General features: G+C 63.2%; 15 protein-coding genes. 9 read left to right on the forward strand and 6 right to left on the reverse strand.

What is annotated here, in order from left to right:
- Window positions 1-32 precede the first annotated feature (32 nt).
- The 3 genes from AX756_RS02510 to AX756_RS02525 all read right to left on the reverse strand — a co-directional run bounded on the left by AX756_RS02510 (window position 33) and on the right by AX756_RS02525 (window position 2,842).
- Entirely contained in the window at window positions 33-668 is a 636-nt protein-coding gene (locus tag AX756_RS02510; RefSeq protein WP_068308297.1) for a DUF3047 domain-containing protein, read from the reverse strand.
- A gap of 98 nt (window positions 669-766) precedes the next feature.
- Window positions 767-1,306 carry a lipocalin family protein gene (locus AX756_RS02515; RefSeq protein WP_068308300.1) on the reverse strand — a complete coding sequence of 180 codons (540 nt, stop codon included), beginning with the start codon at window positions 1,304-1,306 and terminating at the stop codon, window positions 767-769.
- A gap of 459 nt (window positions 1,307-1,765) precedes the next feature.
- Window positions 1,766-2,842 carry an ABC transporter ATP-binding protein gene (locus AX756_RS02525; RefSeq protein ID WP_068308306.1) on the reverse strand — a complete coding sequence of 359 codons (1,077 nt, stop codon included), beginning with the start codon at window positions 2,840-2,842 and terminating at the stop codon, window positions 1,766-1,768.
- 131 nt (window positions 2,843-2,973) lie between these two features.
- Here AX756_RS02525 and AX756_RS02530 point away from each other — a divergent pair, with 131 nt between their 5' ends.
- The 8 genes from AX756_RS02530 to AX756_RS02565 all read left to right on the forward strand — a co-directional run bounded on the left by AX756_RS02530 (window position 2,974) and on the right by AX756_RS02565 (window position 10,756).
- Window positions 2,974-3,672: a GntR family transcriptional regulator gene (locus AX756_RS02530; RefSeq protein ID WP_068308309.1), complete on the forward strand. Its 699-nt coding sequence runs from the start codon at window positions 2,974-2,976 to the stop codon at window positions 3,670-3,672.
- On the forward strand, window positions 3,669-4,577 hold the full coding sequence (locus tag AX756_RS02535) for an alpha/beta hydrolase (protein WP_068308311.1): 909 nt from the start codon (window positions 3,669-3,671) through the stop codon (window positions 4,575-4,577). Before AX756_RS02530 ends, AX756_RS02535 begins: the two co-directional genes overlap by 4 nt.
- A 30-nt stretch (window positions 4,578-4,607) precedes the next feature.
- A complete protein-coding gene (locus AX756_RS02540) occupies window positions 4,608-5,825 on the forward strand; it encodes an ABC transporter substrate-binding protein (RefSeq protein ID WP_068308314.1) in 1,218 nt (405 codons plus the stop codon).
- Window positions 5,826-5,912: 87 nt separating this feature from the next.
- Window positions 5,913-6,839 (forward strand): carbohydrate ABC transporter permease, encoded by a 927-nt coding sequence (locus tag AX756_RS02545; RefSeq protein WP_068308317.1) that lies wholly within the window; start codon window positions 5,913-5,915, stop codon window positions 6,837-6,839.
- Complete coding sequence (locus tag AX756_RS02550; protein ID WP_068308320.1) at window positions 6,839-7,672, forward strand: carbohydrate ABC transporter permease; 834 nt, start codon at window positions 6,839-6,841, stop codon at window positions 7,670-7,672. Before AX756_RS02545 ends, AX756_RS02550 begins: the two co-directional genes overlap by 1 nt.
- Window positions 7,673-7,691: 19 nt before the next feature.
- Window positions 7,692-8,579 (forward strand): sugar phosphate isomerase/epimerase family protein, encoded by an 888-nt coding sequence (locus tag AX756_RS02555; protein WP_068308323.1) that lies wholly within the window; start codon window positions 7,692-7,694, stop codon window positions 8,577-8,579.
- Window positions 8,576-9,574: a Gfo/Idh/MocA family protein gene (locus AX756_RS02560; protein ID WP_068308326.1), complete on the forward strand. Its 999-nt coding sequence runs from the start codon at window positions 8,576-8,578 to the stop codon at window positions 9,572-9,574. Before AX756_RS02555 ends, AX756_RS02560 begins: the two co-directional genes overlap by 4 nt.
- Window positions 9,575-9,817: 243 nt before the next feature.
- Complete coding sequence (locus AX756_RS02565) at window positions 9,818-10,756, forward strand: DMT family transporter (protein ID WP_231700966.1); 939 nt, start codon at window positions 9,818-9,820, stop codon at window positions 10,754-10,756.
- Window positions 10,757-11,025: 269 nt separating this feature from the next.
- On the opposite strand, the gene AX756_RS02570 is transcribed toward AX756_RS02565, so the two are convergent.
- The 3 genes from AX756_RS02570 to AX756_RS02580 are packed head-to-tail and all read right to left on the reverse strand — an operon-like array spanning window position 11,026 to window position 14,814.
- Complete coding sequence (locus AX756_RS02570; protein WP_068308329.1) at window positions 11,026-11,625, reverse strand: HAD family hydrolase; 600 nt, start codon at window positions 11,623-11,625, stop codon at window positions 11,026-11,028.
- Window positions 11,612-14,086 (reverse strand): ATP-binding protein, encoded by a 2,475-nt coding sequence (locus tag AX756_RS02575; RefSeq protein ID WP_068308332.1) that lies wholly within the window; start codon window positions 14,084-14,086, stop codon window positions 11,612-11,614. Before AX756_RS02575 ends, AX756_RS02570 begins: the two co-directional genes overlap by 14 nt.
- Entirely contained in the window at window positions 14,083-14,814 is a 732-nt protein-coding gene (locus AX756_RS02580) for a response regulator transcription factor (protein ID WP_068308335.1), read from the reverse strand. Before AX756_RS02580 ends, AX756_RS02575 begins: the two co-directional genes overlap by 4 nt.
- 222 nt (window positions 14,815-15,036) lie before the next feature.
- On the opposite strand from AX756_RS02580, the gene AX756_RS02585 reads away from it, so the two are divergent.
- Entirely contained in the window at window positions 15,037-16,068 is a 1,032-nt protein-coding gene (locus AX756_RS02585; RefSeq protein ID WP_068308337.1) for an ABC transporter substrate-binding protein, read from the forward strand.
- The last annotated feature ends 45 nt before the right edge of the window (window positions 16,069-16,113 follow it).

Raw genomic sequence — 16,113 nt, forward strand, 5'->3', positions numbered from 1 at the left:
AGACGCGGCGCGCACGGTCCCTCGCACGAGACCTATTCGAGGTTGATCCGCCCCAGACGCGCCCGGACCGTAGAACCGGTGTCATCGCTGTCGGAAGAGACTGCGAGGCCAACCAGAACGGTCTTTTTGCTTCCGAAGGCCCGTACAAAATCTTCTTCCAGATCAACGCTTTCTCGGTAATTTCCCGTACCCGCGGATCGTCGGATGATGGTCTTTCCGCGATTGCCAAGATAGGGTGACGACAGGACCTCGCCTCGGGCATGCTCGCCGCCCCAGACATACATAATCACGCGGGCCTCCCGCGACCTGAGCATCTTCCGTACGCCGGCGTTTCGGCTGGCTTCGGCGAGCTCCGGCGGCATGAACACAAAATAGAGAGCAAGGTTACGGTCGTCTCCGCCCTTCCGATCGAGCTGCGTTGGCGGGACGCTGGCGAGGACAGACCAGTCCCAGGATGCCTTCGTCTTGGTGCCCTCCGAATCAGAAAGCCGGGTCCAGATCAGGGAGACGGAGCTGTCCGAGACAACCACCACCGATTGCGGCGACTGGGTCCACTGGTTGCCGGGAAGACGAGGAAACTTTTGCTCCGGCCATTGTCCGAATGGCACCGCATATCCTGCAGAGGCCGCGAGTGTCAAAAACAGGGAAAGGACCGTGGTTGCCTTCATGTATTCTCTCCGAACCGCATTGGTGATTGCAAAAAACGATAGTGCGTTAGGTCATGGTGTGCCGGGGTCTGCCTCGGCTCGGGAGAACCGAGCCCGCGTCAATGGCGCACGTCCTTGAGGCGCGAGACGTCGTATCCGTTCTTCCTGAGGACATCTTCCGCCTCTGACCGGGCGGTAGCCGAAATGGACGGGGTTCGCGCAAGGATCCAGCCGGTTGTGCCGCGAGGCGCCCCCACGACGGCAAGGTTGTAACCTTCGTCAACGTAAAGCACCCAGTAGTCGCCCCGGGCGAAGGGCAGCCAGGGAACAAATGTCACGGACAATCTACCGGGGCCGACAACCTTCGCCCGCCCGTCGGCCGTCTTGACCTCGCCATCTGGCGCCCCCATCCGACAGGTGTTCAGGACGGAAATCGCCCCGTCGGGCCGCAGACCGTAATCCGCCGTGACGCCTTCGCATCCCTTTTCGAAGCGATTGGGGAAACGCGCGATCTCGTACCAGCGGCCAAGGTAGCGATCGAGGTCGAGGTCTTTGACCGGCGCCATCTCCACGTCACGATCCCGATAGGATTCAGCGATTGCAGGCTCGCCGTAAAATGCCATGACCCCCGCCAGGATCATGTAAAAGAATGCCTTCATGGTGGTCCTCCGAATACTGCTCGACGTGCCCTCCGCATTCCCGCGGGAATTGCTTCTCCAAAGGCGACCGAGGATCGCATTTCTACGAAACATGCCGGAAGCTGAGAGCTTGCGCACCCGTCTTAAATCGGCTTCTGCGCCCTGACGTAATAAACAAGTGCGTCATCAACGTCGAAGAGCGGCCGGATTCGAAGAAAATTTATGACCGGCATCAACCCGACGCACTCTACCGCGTGGAAGGCCGGACGCCAGGCACCCTTGGGCGGGGCGCGGTCCCTCGCGGCTGTCCGGGTCAAGGTCAGAGGCGCAAGCCGTGGCAGACGCATTCTCTGCAGGTACCGAACCACCTGGGTTGCAGATAGGCAGAGGTCCGTGTCGTCTACGCGATGACGTTCAAGCACATGGCAGGACCATTAGATCGAGCTTCCCGTGGCGTCACAGGCTGCCGAAGCTCTTCGATCAGCAAGGCTCGATCCGAGCACCATCCTGTGGATCGAAGAAGTGAAGGTTCGAAGCATCGAAGCCCAGACCGATGCATTCCTTGGATCTGATCCGAACCTTCGGATCAAGTCGGGCCGTGATTTCCTGGCCTTCGAGATCGCAGATCGCCATCGTGTCCGACCCCAGAGGTTCGTAGACATCGACTGTCGGTGTCAGCAAGCCGTCTTCGCGCGGCGCCCAATAGAGGTGTTCGGGACGGAGCCCCATGTCCACATGCGCCCCGTTCCGGAGCGGAAGGTCTGCGGTGGGAACCGATGTCGTGCCAACGCGGAGAACGGTCTGATCTCCGGTCCGGTCCACAACAGCATCCAGGATATTCATCTGCGGCGAGCCGATGAATTCCCCCACGAAGCGGCAATTGGGCCGCTCGTAGAGTTCAAGCGGGTGTCCTTGTTGCACGACGCGCCCCTCGTCAAGCACCACCACACGATCCGCCAGCGTCAGCGCCTCCGTCTGGTCGTGCGTGACGTAGACCGTGGTGGTGCCGAGCATCGCGTGAAGGCGCTTTATCTGGGTCCGCATCTCGACGCGAAGCTTGGCATCGAGATTCGACAGGGGTTCGTCGAACAGGAACAGCGACGGCTCGCGAACGATCGCCCGGCCCATTGCGGCCCGCTGCCTCTGACCGCCGGAGAGTTGAGCAGGCCGTCGTTCCAACAGCGAGTGGATCTGCAGGATGCGGGCGCTCTCCTTAACCTTCCGCTCGATGTCGGCCCGCTTCCAATCGCGCATTCGCAGTCCGAAACCGATGTTCTCGGCAATCGTCATATGGGGATAGAGCGCGTAATCCTGAAAGACCATCGCCACGTCACGGTCACGCGGCTCGACCTCGTTGACAAGCCGCCCACCGATAAAAAGCCGCCCGCCCGAAATCTCCTCCAACCCTGCAATCATGCGAAGCAAGGTGGATTTGCCACAACCGGACGGTCCGACGAAAACGACGAATTCGCCATCGGCGACATCAAGGTCCACGTCGTGGATCGCGCGGAAGCCTCCGTAGTCCTTGACGATACCTTCCAGCCGCACCTCAGCCATCGCCGCTCCTCTCGTCCTCGCGGCCCAGCGGGCCGGCTTTCGCGACATTCACCATTGCATTATCGATAATTTGCTTGTTATCGATAATCAACCTGCAAGATTCACGCATTTTCGGAGGACGCATTTCAAAGATGGTTGCCGAGACCGCCCCTCGCCACGCAGCAGCACCCGCCGTTTCGAAATCCTCAGGACGACGGAGCGAGACCGTGTTTGGCGAATTGCAGCGAGAAATCGTTCTTGGCATCGCCCGGCCGGAAAGCGCCCTGATCGAGCTTGATCTCGCCAAGCGCTTCGACTGCAGTCAGGGCACGGTCCGCGAAGCCCTGATGCGGCTCAACGAGGAGGGCCTGGTCACGCGGCTGCCACGCAGGCGAACGTCGGTTGCGCAATGTCGGCCTGCCGATGCGCGGGTCTTGATCGAGCTTCGGCTGAACATCGAATGCGACAGCATCGATCGACTGATGCGCCGGGCCGACGACGATCTCGACAGGGTCCTGCACGGCAAGCTCAATGACATGCGCAACGCCGCGCGTGATGCCGATGAATATGGGCTTGCGGCGCATGACAGGGCATTTCACCTCGCCCTCTTCGAAGCGGCAGACCTGCCATTGGTGACGCCGATCCTTCGACGATGCCTGATTCACGTTCACCGTTTCAAGATCATGAAATCTGGTCAGGTGCGGGATCTGGAAGAAACGGCGGAGCGACATGTGCCCATACTCGACGCCTTGCGTGCGCGCGATCCCCTGCGCCTCTCGGAGGTCCTGCGCCACCATATTTCCACCATCGTGGATTTCGGTCCCGATCTGACGGAACGGGCCAGCCCATGAGGAAACCAAGCGCCTCCATGCAATCGATCCTGGAACGGCTTGCGCGGGAAGACGCCGGCCTGCCGCATCCAACGGATGTGGCCGCACCGCATGGACGGATGCTGGCGCTGCTGAATAACCTTCGCTGGAATGAGAACCTTCCAAAGATGGCCGAGGCGCGCACGGTCCTGCACGCGGGCATGCCCTCGCGCCTCGTGGTTCCCGAAAACGACGCAGGGAGCGACGCAATCCTGCATGTGCACGGCGGCGGCTGGGCATTCTGTTCGCCGGCAACCCACGAAGGCGCGGCCAGGCGGCTCGCGGTCGCCTGCCGGGCGCCGGTTCTGACCATCGATTACCGCCTCGCTCCGGAGCATCCCTATCCCTGTGGCCTTGAGGACTGCCTCGCCGCCTGGGAGGCGTGTGAACCGGACCGGCGGTGGAGCATTGCCGGTGACAGCGCGGGGGCGAACCTTTGCCTTGCGCTCATGCTGCGGCTGCTCGCGGACGGCCGCGACATGCCTGCGGCGGCGCTGCTCTTCTACGGGGTCTATGGCGCGGATTTCGAGACGGAATCCTATGTCGAGCAGGCCGAGGGACCCGGTCTGACCCGTGCGGGAATGCGGGCCTACTGGAACCTGTACGCCCTGCCCGAACAGCGTGCGGACCCCTTGGTGGCCCCGCTTTGCGCGTCCGACCCGGACCTCGCCCGGTTGCCCCCGCTCTACCTCAACTCGGCGGAGCTGGACCCGCTACGATCCGACACCGAACTGCTGGTGGCACGTCTCAGGGCCATCGGGCGCAGCGACCGCCACGACCTCTGCCGTGGCGTGATCCACGGTTTCATGCAGATGGGAAATGCCCTGCCCGAAGCGCAAATCGCCTTCGAGCGGGTGGGAGAGACGTTCAGGGAGATGACCCCCTGAACCGACACTAGTGAAAGGGAGGAAACGAAGATGAAGACGACCATGAGACTGGGCCTGACCGCCAGCCTTCTCGCGCTCGCGGCCGGCGCCGCCCATGCCGACAGCACGGTGCGCTTCTGGTACCATTTCGACAATGCCGACAACCCGATGGACGAGTTGGTTGCCACGTTCCAGCAGGCCAATCCCGGCATCACGATCGAGGCAGAGAACGTCCCCTGGAACAGCTATTACGACACGCTCTACACCTCCATCGTCGGAGGCAACGCGCCGGATGCGGCGATGGTCAAGATGTTCGCCCAGCCGCGACTTCTCGAAATGGGTGCACTGGAGCCGCTCGCAGCGCGGATCGACGCCTGGGAGGGCAAGGCCGACCTGCTGGAAAACCTGCTGGACCTGACCAAGGCCGAGGACGGTGAGAACTATTACCTGCCAGTGCAGTATGTTGCTCTCTATCTCTACTACCGCGCCGACATGTTCGACGAACTGGGCCTTGCCGTGCCCACGACCTGCGACGAGTTCCGCGAAGTAGCCAAGGCCCTCACGCGGGACACCGACGGCGATGGCCAGATGGATGTCTATGGCTTCGGTTTCCGGGGTGCCAAAGGCGGGCACGACCATTGGGCCAGCCTCACGCTCAGCCGTGAGGGGGTAAACCTCGTGGGAGGCATGGAAAACGACGCGGCACTCGCGGGCACCCAGTTTGTCGTCGACCTCTTCCGCGAGGACGGCGTCTTCCCGCCCTCGACCCCCAATGATGGGTTCCAGGAGATCATCGGCGCCTTCAAGGCCGGAACGACGGCCATGACGATCCACCATATCGGCTCGGCCAACGGCATGGTCGAAGCCCTTGGCGACAAGGTCTCGGCAGCACCGGTTCCGGAATGCGGCGGCGGCCACTGGACCGCCTTCGGCGACGAGAGCACGGCTGTGTTCTCCACGGCCGAGGACAAGGACGCGGCGTGGAAATGGATCTCGTTCCTGTCGACGGCCGGCAACAACACGATGTTCAACGAGGCCACGGGCCAGCTTCCGGTGACGAAAACCGACAGTTCCGGCTGGTCACTCCATCCGGAGCGTTTCGTCAAGGCCACGATGGACTCGCTGCCCTTCGCCCAGCTGCTTCCGAACCGCTCCGAGACATCGGATTTCGTCAACACGGTCTGGCCGGTGTCGATGCAGCGCGCGCTCACCGGGGAAATCACCGCGGCCGAGATGAACGCGGAAATCGCCAAGCTCTTTGGAGAGTAACCGAAACCAAGTCGACGGGGCGGCGGCACCTGCCGCCCCGCACAACGCCAATGCCGGTACAGCCCGGCCCGACAGAGCCCGAGGCCGATGAGCGCCACCAAACTTTCCCGCCACGACGCGCCCGAACGACCGGTTCGCCGCTCGCTTGCCCGGCAGGTCCTGCCCTATGCAATGCTCTCGCCCGCAGTACTGGTGACGCTCGCCATCGTCTTCCTGCCGATGTTGCAGACCGCCTGGATGAGCCTGCACGAATATGTTCTGTTCCGCCCGAAGGATTTCGACTTCATCGGGCTGGACAATTTCCGCGCCGTGCTCGGGGACGAGGTTTTCTGGATATCGCTCCGCCACACACTGATCTGGATCGGCGTTACCGTACCCGCCCAGCTTCTGCTGGGCCTGGTCACGGCACTCCTTTTAAACCAGCGATTCCCGTGGCGGCCGCTCGCCAGGGCGCTCATCATTATTCCCTGGGCGCTGCCCTCCGTGGTGATCGCGCTGATGTGGGCCTGGATCTATGACAGCAACTATGGCGTGATGAACGACTTCCTGCTGCGCCTTGGGATCATCCAGAGCTCCATACCCTGGCTCGCCGATCCCGATACCGCGCTCGGCGCCATCATGCTGACGCTCACCTGGCAGGGATTTCCCTTTTTCGCGGTGATGATCCTCGCGGGCCTCCAGGCCATTCCGAAAAGCTACTACGAGGCCGCCTCCATCGACGGCGCTTCCACCTGGCGGCAGTTCCGCCACATCACCTTGCCAGGCATCTCCGGCGTGCTCGTCACAGCGGTCCTGCTCCGCGTGATCTGGGTCGCCAATTCCTTTGACGTCATCTTCGTGATGACCGGCGGCGGCCCGGGCTACGCCACCTATACCCTGCCGCTCTATGCTTTCATCAAGGCCCGCACCAATCTCGACTTCGGCTACGGCTCCGCGCTGGCCGTCACCTTCACGATCCTGCTGATGATCATCGTCGTGATTTACCTGCGGCGCACCGGAAAGGCACTGCGCTGATGGCCCTCAAGCGGAAATCCCTGCGTCGCCGCATCCTGACAGTCGATCTGCCCATGCTGGCAATCCTCGTCTTCACCCTCGGGCCCTATCTCTGGATGTTCCTCACATCGATCACTCCAGAAAGCCAGCTCTTCACCGAAGGCCCCTCGATGGCAGGTGCCACGCTCGAGAACTACATCCGACTTTTCCGCACCGTGGGCTTCGCCGACAACCTGCTCGACAGCTTCATCGTCGCAAGCGGCACCGTGGTCGTGGGACTGTCACTCTCGGTTACGGCAGCCTATTCGTTCTCGCGCTTCTCGTACCGGGGCCGTCGCGTCCTGATGATGCAGTTCCTGCTCATCAACATGTTCCCGCTGGTGCTGCTGATCCTGCCGCTCTTCGTGCTGATGCGGATCCTGGGGCTGCTCGACAGTCACCTTGCGCTCATCATCGCCAACTCCACCATCGCGATCCCGTTCTCGGTCTGGATGATGACAAGCTACATGAACGGCATTCCCCGTTCGCTCGACGAGGCGGCGATGACCGACGGCTGCACCCGGCTCGGGGCAATGCTCCGTATCGTGCTGCCGCTCTGCCTGCCCGGCATCATCGCCACCGGCATCTACATCTTCATCACCGCCTGGAACGAGTACCTCTACGCCCTGACACTCGGGGGGCGCAACGTGCGCACCATCACCGTCGCCGTGCAGACACTGATCGGCGAATACGAGGTGCAATGGGGGCTGCTGACCGCGGGCGGCATCGTCGGCGCGATGCCGGCCACCGTGCTGTTCCTGCTGGTGCAAAAACGCCTGATCTCCGGCCTTACCCAGGGTGCGGTCAAAGGCTGATACGCGAAAGGAAGACCACTTGGACAACCCCGTCGGCATCATCTCGATGCAGTTCATTCGGCCCTTCACGGGGCGCGACCTGCACTATTTCGCCCATGCCAAGGCGCTTGGCTTCGACTTCGTCGAACTGCTGGTGCCGGAACCGGAAGACGACCTCTCCCCGGCAGATGTCCGCACTGCCGCCGCAGATGCCGGGATCGGGATCGTTCTCGCGGCGCGGGTAAACCCCCAGCGTTCGATTGCCTCGGACGACCCCGCGGCACGGACGGGTGGGATGGAGTACCTGAAATCCTGCGTCGACGTGGCCGAGGCCATTGGGGCCAGTATCATCGGTGGCCCGCTCTACGGGGAGCCCATGGTTTTTGCCGGCCGGCCGCCGATGCCCCGAACCGACGAGGACATCGCGGCCCGCGCCGCTCGCACCATCGAAGGGCTGGCCGGCGTCGCCCCACTGGCCCGGGCGGCCGGAAAGGTTTTCGCCGTGGAACCGCTCAACCGGTTTGAGACGGATATTCTGTCCACCACCCGGCAGGCCATCGAGGTCGTCGACGCGGTGGATGATGCCGGCCTCGGCATCCTGCTCGACACCTTCCACATGAACATGGAGGAACGTTCGATTCCGGACGCGATCCGCGCTGCGGGACCGCGGATCGTCCATTTCCAGGCGAACGAAAACCACCGCGGCCACCCGGGAACAGGCCATCTCGACTGGCCCGCGATCTGCCGGGCGCTGGCGGAGGTGAACTACGCGGGGCCGGTCTCGCTCGAACCCTTCCGGCGCGCCGATGACCGCGTGGCGCTGCCCATCGCCCACTGGCGTGCCCCCCGCGAGGACGAGAGCGACAAGTTGAAAGCCGGCCTCGGCGTGATCCGGTCGGCGTTGGCACTGGCGGAGGTGGATCAATGACCCTGAAGATTGGTTGGATCGGGTGTGGCCGACATGCGCGCCAGATGCTCCTGCCACGCCTGCCGGATCATGGAATCCGGCTGGCCGCCCTGTGCGACAGCGATCGGGTCGCGATGGCCACCACCGCGCACGCCTACGGTGTCGTCGATTGCTACAGCGACTTCCGGGATCTCCTGCGGCATCCGGGACTGGACGCTATCGGCATGGCCGTCGGAGCCGAAATCCATCATGCGGCCGCGATCGCGGCGCTGGAACGCGGCTTGCCCGTTTTCATGGAGAAACCGCCCGCCGCCACCGCCGCGGGGGCGCGGGACGTGGCCGAGGCCGCACGAAAGGCCCGCAAGCCGGTGATCGTGGGGTTCATGAAACGCTATTCCAGCGGCAACCGCATCGCCATGAATCTGCTCAAGAAAGCCGATTTCGGACCAGTTCTTGGCATAACCGGCAGCTATTTGACCGCGCCCACCTATTTCGAGGGCGAACCGGACTATACGGGCTTCTTCCTGCACCATTGCGTCCACTACATGGACCTCGTCCCGTGGTTTGCATCCAGCGAATTCGCCGAAATGAGCGTGCGCAAGGTCAGCCCGGCGCCAGGTCGGCTTCTGCTGCACCTTGGTTTCACAACCAAGGCGGGCGCGATTGGCAACATTGTCATGGGCACGGTCCAGTCCCGAGGCACTCCGATGGAGGAGATCCGCATCATGGGGGATCACAAGCGGATCGAGGTAGACAATATCGTCAATGTCGAGCTTCACAGAGACCCACCTTTCAAGGCCGACGACCCTGCTGCGACCCTGGACGACACCGTGGACACCCTGACCTGGCAACCCAATTTCACGGCAGCCGCCAATGAGGACCACAAGGGCTACAGCGGGCTGCTCGCTGACGCCGCTGCAGTCCTGAGGGGGGAGAACCGCGACGCGCCCGACATTGAGGACGGGGTCCTCGCGATGGAGCGGTTGGAGCGGATGATCAGCTTGATTGGGGCCTAGCGGGCGACGAGACCCTGCTCGGTGCCTGCATCACGACACGCCTCAAACACGCAGCGAAGTCTGCACTCAGGCGGGAAAGATCCAGTCCAAAGGTCGGCATTCCAGAATACGGTGGTAGTTGACGAGGCTCTGTGCTTCAGTCACGCGGCATCGGATCTCCCGACACATTGCACCGAACACAGGTTCGCGCTGCCTCCGCCATTGCGGAGTACTGCCAGTGCGGCGCCGGAGCCCAAGAAACTGATGACAACCACGCCTTCCGCACCACTTTCTTCGCAGGTCGCGTCAACTCGGATCGACAATATCCGCGGGGTCGGGCTGATGGCTCTTGCCTTCGCGTTATTCTCGGTCTGCGACATGCAGGCAAAGCTGCTCACCGGGGAATTCCATCCAATACAGATCGTCTGGACGCGCCAGCTTGCCCTTCTCGTCGGTGTGATTGTGGCGCTCGGCGTCCATGGGCCGGGCTTGTTTCGGTCAACTCACCCGGCACTGCAAGTCGTCCGCGGTCTTCTCGTAGTCGGCTCCGCGGCCTGCTTCATCTCCGCCATTCGCTTTGTGCCGCTGGCGGATGCGGTGGCGGTGACCTTTATCGCGCCTTTCATCGTGACGGTCCTGAGCGCCCGCGTGCTTGGCGAGCATGTTGGCTGGCAGCGGTGGATGGCAGTGGCAGTGGGCTTCCTAGGCGCCTTGATCGTCATCAGGCCGGGCATGGGGGTGATGCATCCCGCGATGTTGCTCATCGTGGTTGCGGCGACCTGCTTCGCGCTCCGCCAAGTCGTTTCGCGTCGCCTCGCGGCCTCGGACCGCACGCTCACCACCGTTGCCTATACCGCCACCGTCAGCGTTGCCACGCTCTCGTTACCCCTCTTCCTGTTTTGGCAGGCACCCGAAACCAGCCGCCAGTGGGCGCTGCTTGGCGGCATGGCGCTTACCGCCGCATTGGGAGAATTGTTGGTCATCCGGGCATTGGAGATCGGTCAGGCCGTTGTCGTCGCGCCAATCCATTACAGCTTGATGATCTGGGCCACGTTCTGGGGCTGGTTGATCTTCGACGACCTGCCAGATGGCTGGACCGTAACTGGAGCTGCGGTGATCATGGCCACCGGCCTCTACATCCTGCGCAGTGAACGCTCTGGAAAGCGCCCACTCCCATCCAGCGAGCTTGCATCAGAGCGCTGAAGGCGTCCATGAAGTTCCGCCACTGGCTACCACTTCGCGATGACATGGGGCCCAACCATTCCCTGTTTCGGGGTGACACCGGTGACATGCTCCATCCACCCGAGGAGGTACTGGAATAGGCCGCGATGTGATCGAACATTGCCGAGGCTTGTCGTTGAAGGGGCTGTCCAGCACTGAGAAAAAGCAGACTAGCGTAGAATAAGCTGGACCAAGTCTTGCAAAGGACAACTTAATTCCGGCGGCAGAATGTCGGGCAGCCCAAGGAATTCTCACCAGGTTTCGATGCGAGCAAGCACATCGGAAAGACGGACGTCTAACACGTTCATCCCGGCAGAAATCGCGGCCTGCACACCCTGTTCGGAATCCTCCAGTACAAGGCAGTCGCCCGGGGGTACTGCGAGCCGCTCCGCAGCGAGAAGAAAAATCGCGGGGTCTGGCTTGGGCTGCAGAGCTTCGACCACGGTGACCACCACGTCGAACAGGGTGTCAAGTCCCGCCCCACGAAGGATTGCACGGACGACATCGGTTTCCGCATTCGAGCCAACCGCGATTGGAACCTTGCCCTTGAGCCGTCGGGCCAGGGCCGCAACCGGTGGATTTTCCACCGCGGTAAGTTCGGCGCGTTCCACCGTGATCGCCCGGCTGTCGGCAACGATGCGCGGGCAGTCCAACTCGGCATCGTGCTGCGCCACGAATGCGGCGATCAGGTCGTTCCGGTCGAGGCCCTTGCGGTCCTCATACCAGGCGCGATCCATCCATGCGCCCTGTCGGGCCAGGGCGGCATTGAAAGCGTCGAAATGCAGGTTCGCCGTAAGCGCAAGGGTTCCATCGCAATCGAATATCAAGGCCTTCGCATCAAGCGCGGTCATGTCTGTCGTCCTTTCCGAACGCAGCACAAAGGGCTGCGATGTCGAACGGCTTGGCGAGGGTCACGAGCGCCGAACCATATTGCCCATTGAACGGCGTTTTCGCCGGGAGCCGCCCGGAGACGATCGCAACCGAGCGGGCCGCACCGGATGACAAGGCCGCAGATGCGATACGCCACCCGCCGGGACTGCCGCCAAGCGACAGGTCCGAGACGACCAGATCGAAAACTTGTTCCTCAAGCCGGGCGAGCGCGCCTTCGGTCGTGGTCTCCTCGACGAGCTCGGTGGCGTGATCGTTCAGAATGGCCCGGGCCGCCGAGAGGTCTTCGGGGTCGTCCTCGACCAGAAGCACGCGGCTCCAGCGTGTCGCCAGCGACGCTGCAGCTTCGGCCCGGGGCAGGATCATGCGCACCGTTGTGCCCGCGCCCGGCGTGGAGAGAATCCGGACCTCGCCACCGGACTGGCTGATGAAGCCATAGACCATGGCAAATCCGAGGCCGGTGCCGGTGCCATCGGCGCGCGCGGTGTAGAATGGCTCCATCGCGTGTTCGACGGTTTCGGCGCTCATCCCGCATCCGGTATCGGCAACCTCGATCACCGCGCGATTGCCTTCGGCAGCAACCGAAATCGTTATCTCCCCGGAACCGTCAATGGCTTGGGCTGCGTTGAGACAAAGGTTGAGCAAGGCGCTTTCGAGCTGCCCCGGGTCGACGCGCACCTCGATCGGTTCGGGTGCCTCCCGGGTTTCAAGACGGATTTCGTCGCGAAGGGCCATCGCCACGAGGTCGGCCATGCCGTCGACCAGGGCGTTGAGTTCGACCACCTCGGGCACGAGCTTCTGTCGCCGGGCGAAAGCCAGAAGGCGTTGGACCAGCGACGTGCCGATCTCGGCGGCGTTTGCTATCGAACCTACCAGCTCGCGCTGGACATCGGGCGAGGCCGTTTCCATCAGGTGCAGGCTGCCATTGATGGTCGACAGGATATTGCCGAAATCATGCGCCACCTCACCCGTCACCTTGCCCAGAGCCTCGATCCGGCGGATCTGTTGCATCCTGTCGTCGATCTGGCGTTGCTCGGTGATATCGGCAATCAGCACCACGGCGCCGCCCCCCGGCAACGGGCTTTCACGGCGCAGCGCATAATGGCCATCGGCTGTGGCGAGCATTTGGCTTCCGGTCGGGCCCGGGGTGTCCTTCCAACCGCCCCGGGAGACCAACTCGTCCAGACCGACGCGCTTGCCCGCATGCGCGGGATCGATCCGCAGCACCTCTGCAAGGCGGTCGTTGCGGGCAATGATCGTGCCGGTATCCGACAGGATCGCGACGCCATCGGTGATGCTGCTCATCATCTTCTCGAAGAGCGCATTGCGTTCGGCGAGGCGACGGTTGGACCGGTCCAGACGGATCGCGTTGGCACGAAATGTTCGAAAGGCGTGGAACAGCTTGCCGATCTCGTCGCCGGCGCCTTCACCTCGGGGAAGCCGCAGGGAGCGGTCGCCTGCGGCCAGACGCATCATCGCATCCGAGACGGCGCGCAGGTTGCCGGTTACGTAACCCGACACGTAGAGCGCGGCTGTCAGCGCAAGCGCCGCGGACGCGAGAACGGCGACAAGGATCGTGCTCTTTCGCAGGGCGATTGCGCTGATGGTTTCGGCCCGCTCCACGGCGATTGCGGCCTGCGCATCCGTTGTCACCGCTTCGGCATGGCCAATCACCTCTGCGGCGCCGATCCGGACCCGAACCAGCGCGCCCTGCGCCCCGATCTGGTGCTGGAGTTCCAGCCGGCGCAGCTCGAACAAACCCTCGCGCCCTTCCGCGAGGGCCACGAGTTCGGCAAGATCGCCCTGCCCTTCGCGCAAGCCGTCCTTGTTGGCGACCCGCCGCAAGAGGTGGTAGGCGCGTTGAAATTCTCCAACGCCTATCAGGTTTTCCGCCCGGCCCGCGCCAAGCAGCGCGGCGGCGAGCCTCTGGAGCGTGAACCAGTCCTGCCGCTCCGCGAGCGGGGTGTCGGTACTGGAGGCCAGAAGGGCAAAGCGCCGCTCGGCCTTGGCCAGGGCCGCATTGCTCCGCAGGGTCTGATCGCGATAGCCGGCCCGCGCCTGCATATGCACAACCATCTCGACCGTTGCTGCGCGCATGTCGCCGAGCGTGGCGGAAAGCGCATCACCCTCGGTCAGTCCGGCCGCGATCTCGTCGATCACACCGACCGTTATCTCGCCCTCCTGGGCAATGCGAAAGGGGCTGTCGAGGAGCAGCATGTAGGGCGCGCGCGTCGCGATACCCGCAGCTTGTCGCGAGAGGGTCATGGCCGCATCAACGGCGGCGAGCGTATCGCCGTGCAGCCGGTTGACCCGTGCCGTCGTGCGCTCGAGCGCAGCCCACGCGATTGCCCCGACAAGAAAGGTGGCAAGTGTAAGGGCGGCGAGCGCGAACAGCAGACGTGCCCGGACCGAGATCCGTTTCATCGCATGGATCCGGTGATGAAGATGTAGCCCTGGCCACGCCGGGTTTGCAGATGGACGGGTTTCGAGGGCACCGGCTCTATCTTGCGCCGCAGCCGCAGGATCAACACGTCGATGGTACGGTCACCGTAGTGGTTCAGATCGGCCCCAAGTTCGGCCATGAGTTCAGGCCGCGGGATCACCCGGCCTGGGTTCAGCACCAGATATTCCAGAAGCCGGTATTCGGCATTGGTCAGCGCAATCTCGGTGCCATCGGCGCCGACAAGGTCGCGCCGGTCGAGATCCAGCCGGAGCCCGCCAAAGGCAATCAGACGTGCGGCGTCGCGGTCGGGGGTGGCCATGCCGGGATGACCCGCGCGCCTCAGGACCGCCCGGATACGGGCAACCAGTTCGCGCGGATTGAACGGCTTCATCATGTAGTCGTCGGCCCCGGTTTCGAGCCCTTCGATCCGGTCGGTATCGTCCCCACGGCCGGTGAGCATCACGATCGGAAGCCCGTGACGCCGACGCAGGGCGAGCGCAAGTTCGAGCCCGTTTTCATTGGCCAGTCTCAGGTCGATCAGCGCAAGGTCCACCCCGGGTTCCGGCCCGCGCGCGTGGAATGCGGCACCGTCGGCCAGTGGAACCGCCTCGAAACCACTTTCGGACAGCAGCGCGGCGACGGTGCGCCGCAGGTTGGCGTCATCATCTATCACCGCGACCACGGGTCGTTTGCCCTGGGGGTCCTCCATCGTTGTCACGCGCCTCCCATGCGCTCGACGATACTGTCGCCAACATGCGCCGAGCTTGGGGGTATCGTCATCCCCTTGGTCCCGGTTTGTAACATTGTTCATCAAAAAGGTGCCGGGATGTGCAGTGATTGCGCTCACATCGCTCGCTTGATGTTCGGCTTGATGCCAGACTTGTCCCTGATCGCGCGGTGGAGGACTGCGCGGCAATTCTGGGAGGATTCCATGAAAAAGACACTCACACTCGGCGCTGTGGTGCTGACCGCCGGCCTCGGTGCGTCAGCAGCCATGGCCCAATCGCTCAACGTGGTCTGCTCGAACGAACAGTCCTGGTGCGATCTGATGGCCCAGAACTTCGAGATCGAAACCGGTATCGACGTTGCCATCGTGCGCAAGTCGACCGGCGAAACGCTGGCGCAGATCCGTGCCGAAGCCGGCAACCCCAAGGTCGACGTTTGGTGGGGCGGCACGGGCGATCCGCACCTGATTGCCGCGGCCGAAGACCTGACGGTGCCCTCGGGCGTCGATGTGTCGGGCCAACTCGGCTGGTCGCAGAGCATGACCGAGATGTCGGGCGGCAAGGCCGTCGGCGTTCATGTCGGCCTGCTCGGCATCATCTACAACACCGAGATCCTGGCCGAGAAGGGCCTCGCGCCGCCCGCCTGCTGGCGCGACCTTGCCAAGCCCGAATACGAAGGTGAGATCCAGGTGGCGAACCCGAAATCGTCGGGCACCGCCTATACCGAGCTTGCCACGCTCGTTCAGCTGTTTGGCGAAGACGAGGGCTTCAAGCTTCTCGCCGAGATCGGCAAGAACGTGAACCAGTATACCAAGTCGGGCTCGGCGCCGGGCAAGGCCACCGCGCGCGGTGAAAACACCATCGGCATCGGCTTCATGCATGACATGGTGAACCTCAAGAAACAGGGCTTCCCCGTCGAGATCGTCGCGCCCTGCGAAGGCACCGGGTACGAGGTCGGTGCCGTGTCGATCATCAATGGCACGCCCAACATGGATAGCGCCAAGAAATGGGTCGAGTACGTGATTTCGGCGCCAGCGCAATCGGCCGGACTCGAGGTGGGTGTGTTCAACATCCCGTCCAATCCCGATGCGTCCACCGATCCTGATGCCCCCGACATGGCAGCGGTGAAACTCATCGACTACGACTTCGCCACCTACGGTGCGTCCGACACCCGCGCTCGCCTGCTTGAGCGTTGGGAAGCCGAAGTGAAAGGCGCCGGCGGCGTCGTCGAAGAGTGATCTTCCAAAAAGCATAAAATGACCGGCCCCGCCAAGCGCGGGGCT

This window comes from Aliiruegeria sabulilitoris (genome assembly GCF_001558155.1).
Taxonomy (GTDB): domain Bacteria; phylum Pseudomonadota; class Alphaproteobacteria; order Rhodobacterales; family Rhodobacteraceae; genus Tropicimonas; species Tropicimonas sabulilitoris.

Bases quoted from the DNA above. Each gene is read 5' to 3' on its own strand.
- AX756_RS02560 (WP_068308326.1), top strand. From the start codon at position 8,576: ATGACCCTGAAGATTGGTTGGATCGGGTGTGGCCGACATGCGCGCCAG.
- AX756_RS02535 (WP_068308311.1), top strand. From the start codon at position 3,669: ATGAGGAAACCAAGCGCCTCCATGCAATCGATCCTGGAACGGCTTGCG.
- AX756_RS02545 (WP_068308317.1), top strand. From the start codon at position 5,913: ATGAGCGCCACCAAACTTTCCCGCCACGACGCGCCCGAACGACCGGTT.
- AX756_RS02565 (WP_231700966.1), top strand. From the start codon at position 9,818: ATGACAACCACGCCTTCCGCACCACTTTCTTCGCAGGTCGCGTCAACT.
- AX756_RS02575 (WP_068308332.1), bottom strand. From the start codon at position 14,086: ATGAAACGGATCTCGGTCCGGGCACGTCTGCTGTTCGCGCTCGCCGCC.
- AX756_RS02585 (WP_068308337.1), top strand. From the start codon at position 15,037: ATGAAAAAGACACTCACACTCGGCGCTGTGGTGCTGACCGCCGGCCTC.
- AX756_RS02530 (WP_068308309.1), top strand. From the start codon at position 2,974: ATGGTTGCCGAGACCGCCCCTCGCCACGCAGCAGCACCCGCCGTTTCG.
- AX756_RS02570 (WP_068308329.1), bottom strand. From the start codon at position 11,625: ATGACCGCGCTTGATGCGAAGGCCTTGATATTCGATTGCGATGGAACC.
- AX756_RS02510 (WP_068308297.1), bottom strand. From the start codon at position 668: ATGAAGGCAACCACGGTCCTTTCCCTGTTTTTGACACTCGCGGCCTCT.
- AX756_RS02580 (WP_068308335.1), bottom strand. From the start codon at position 14,814: ATGGAGGACCCCCAGGGCAAACGACCCGTGGTCGCGGTGATAGATGAT.
- AX756_RS02515 (WP_068308300.1), bottom strand. From the start codon at position 1,306: ATGAAGGCATTCTTTTACATGATCCTGGCGGGGGTCATGGCATTTTAC.
- AX756_RS02525 (WP_068308306.1), bottom strand. From the start codon at position 2,842: ATGGCTGAGGTGCGGCTGGAAGGTATCGTCAAGGACTACGGAGGCTTC.
- AX756_RS02550 (WP_068308320.1), top strand. From the start codon at position 6,839: ATGGCCCTCAAGCGGAAATCCCTGCGTCGCCGCATCCTGACAGTCGAT.
- AX756_RS02540 (WP_068308314.1), top strand. From the start codon at position 4,608: ATGAAGACGACCATGAGACTGGGCCTGACCGCCAGCCTTCTCGCGCTC.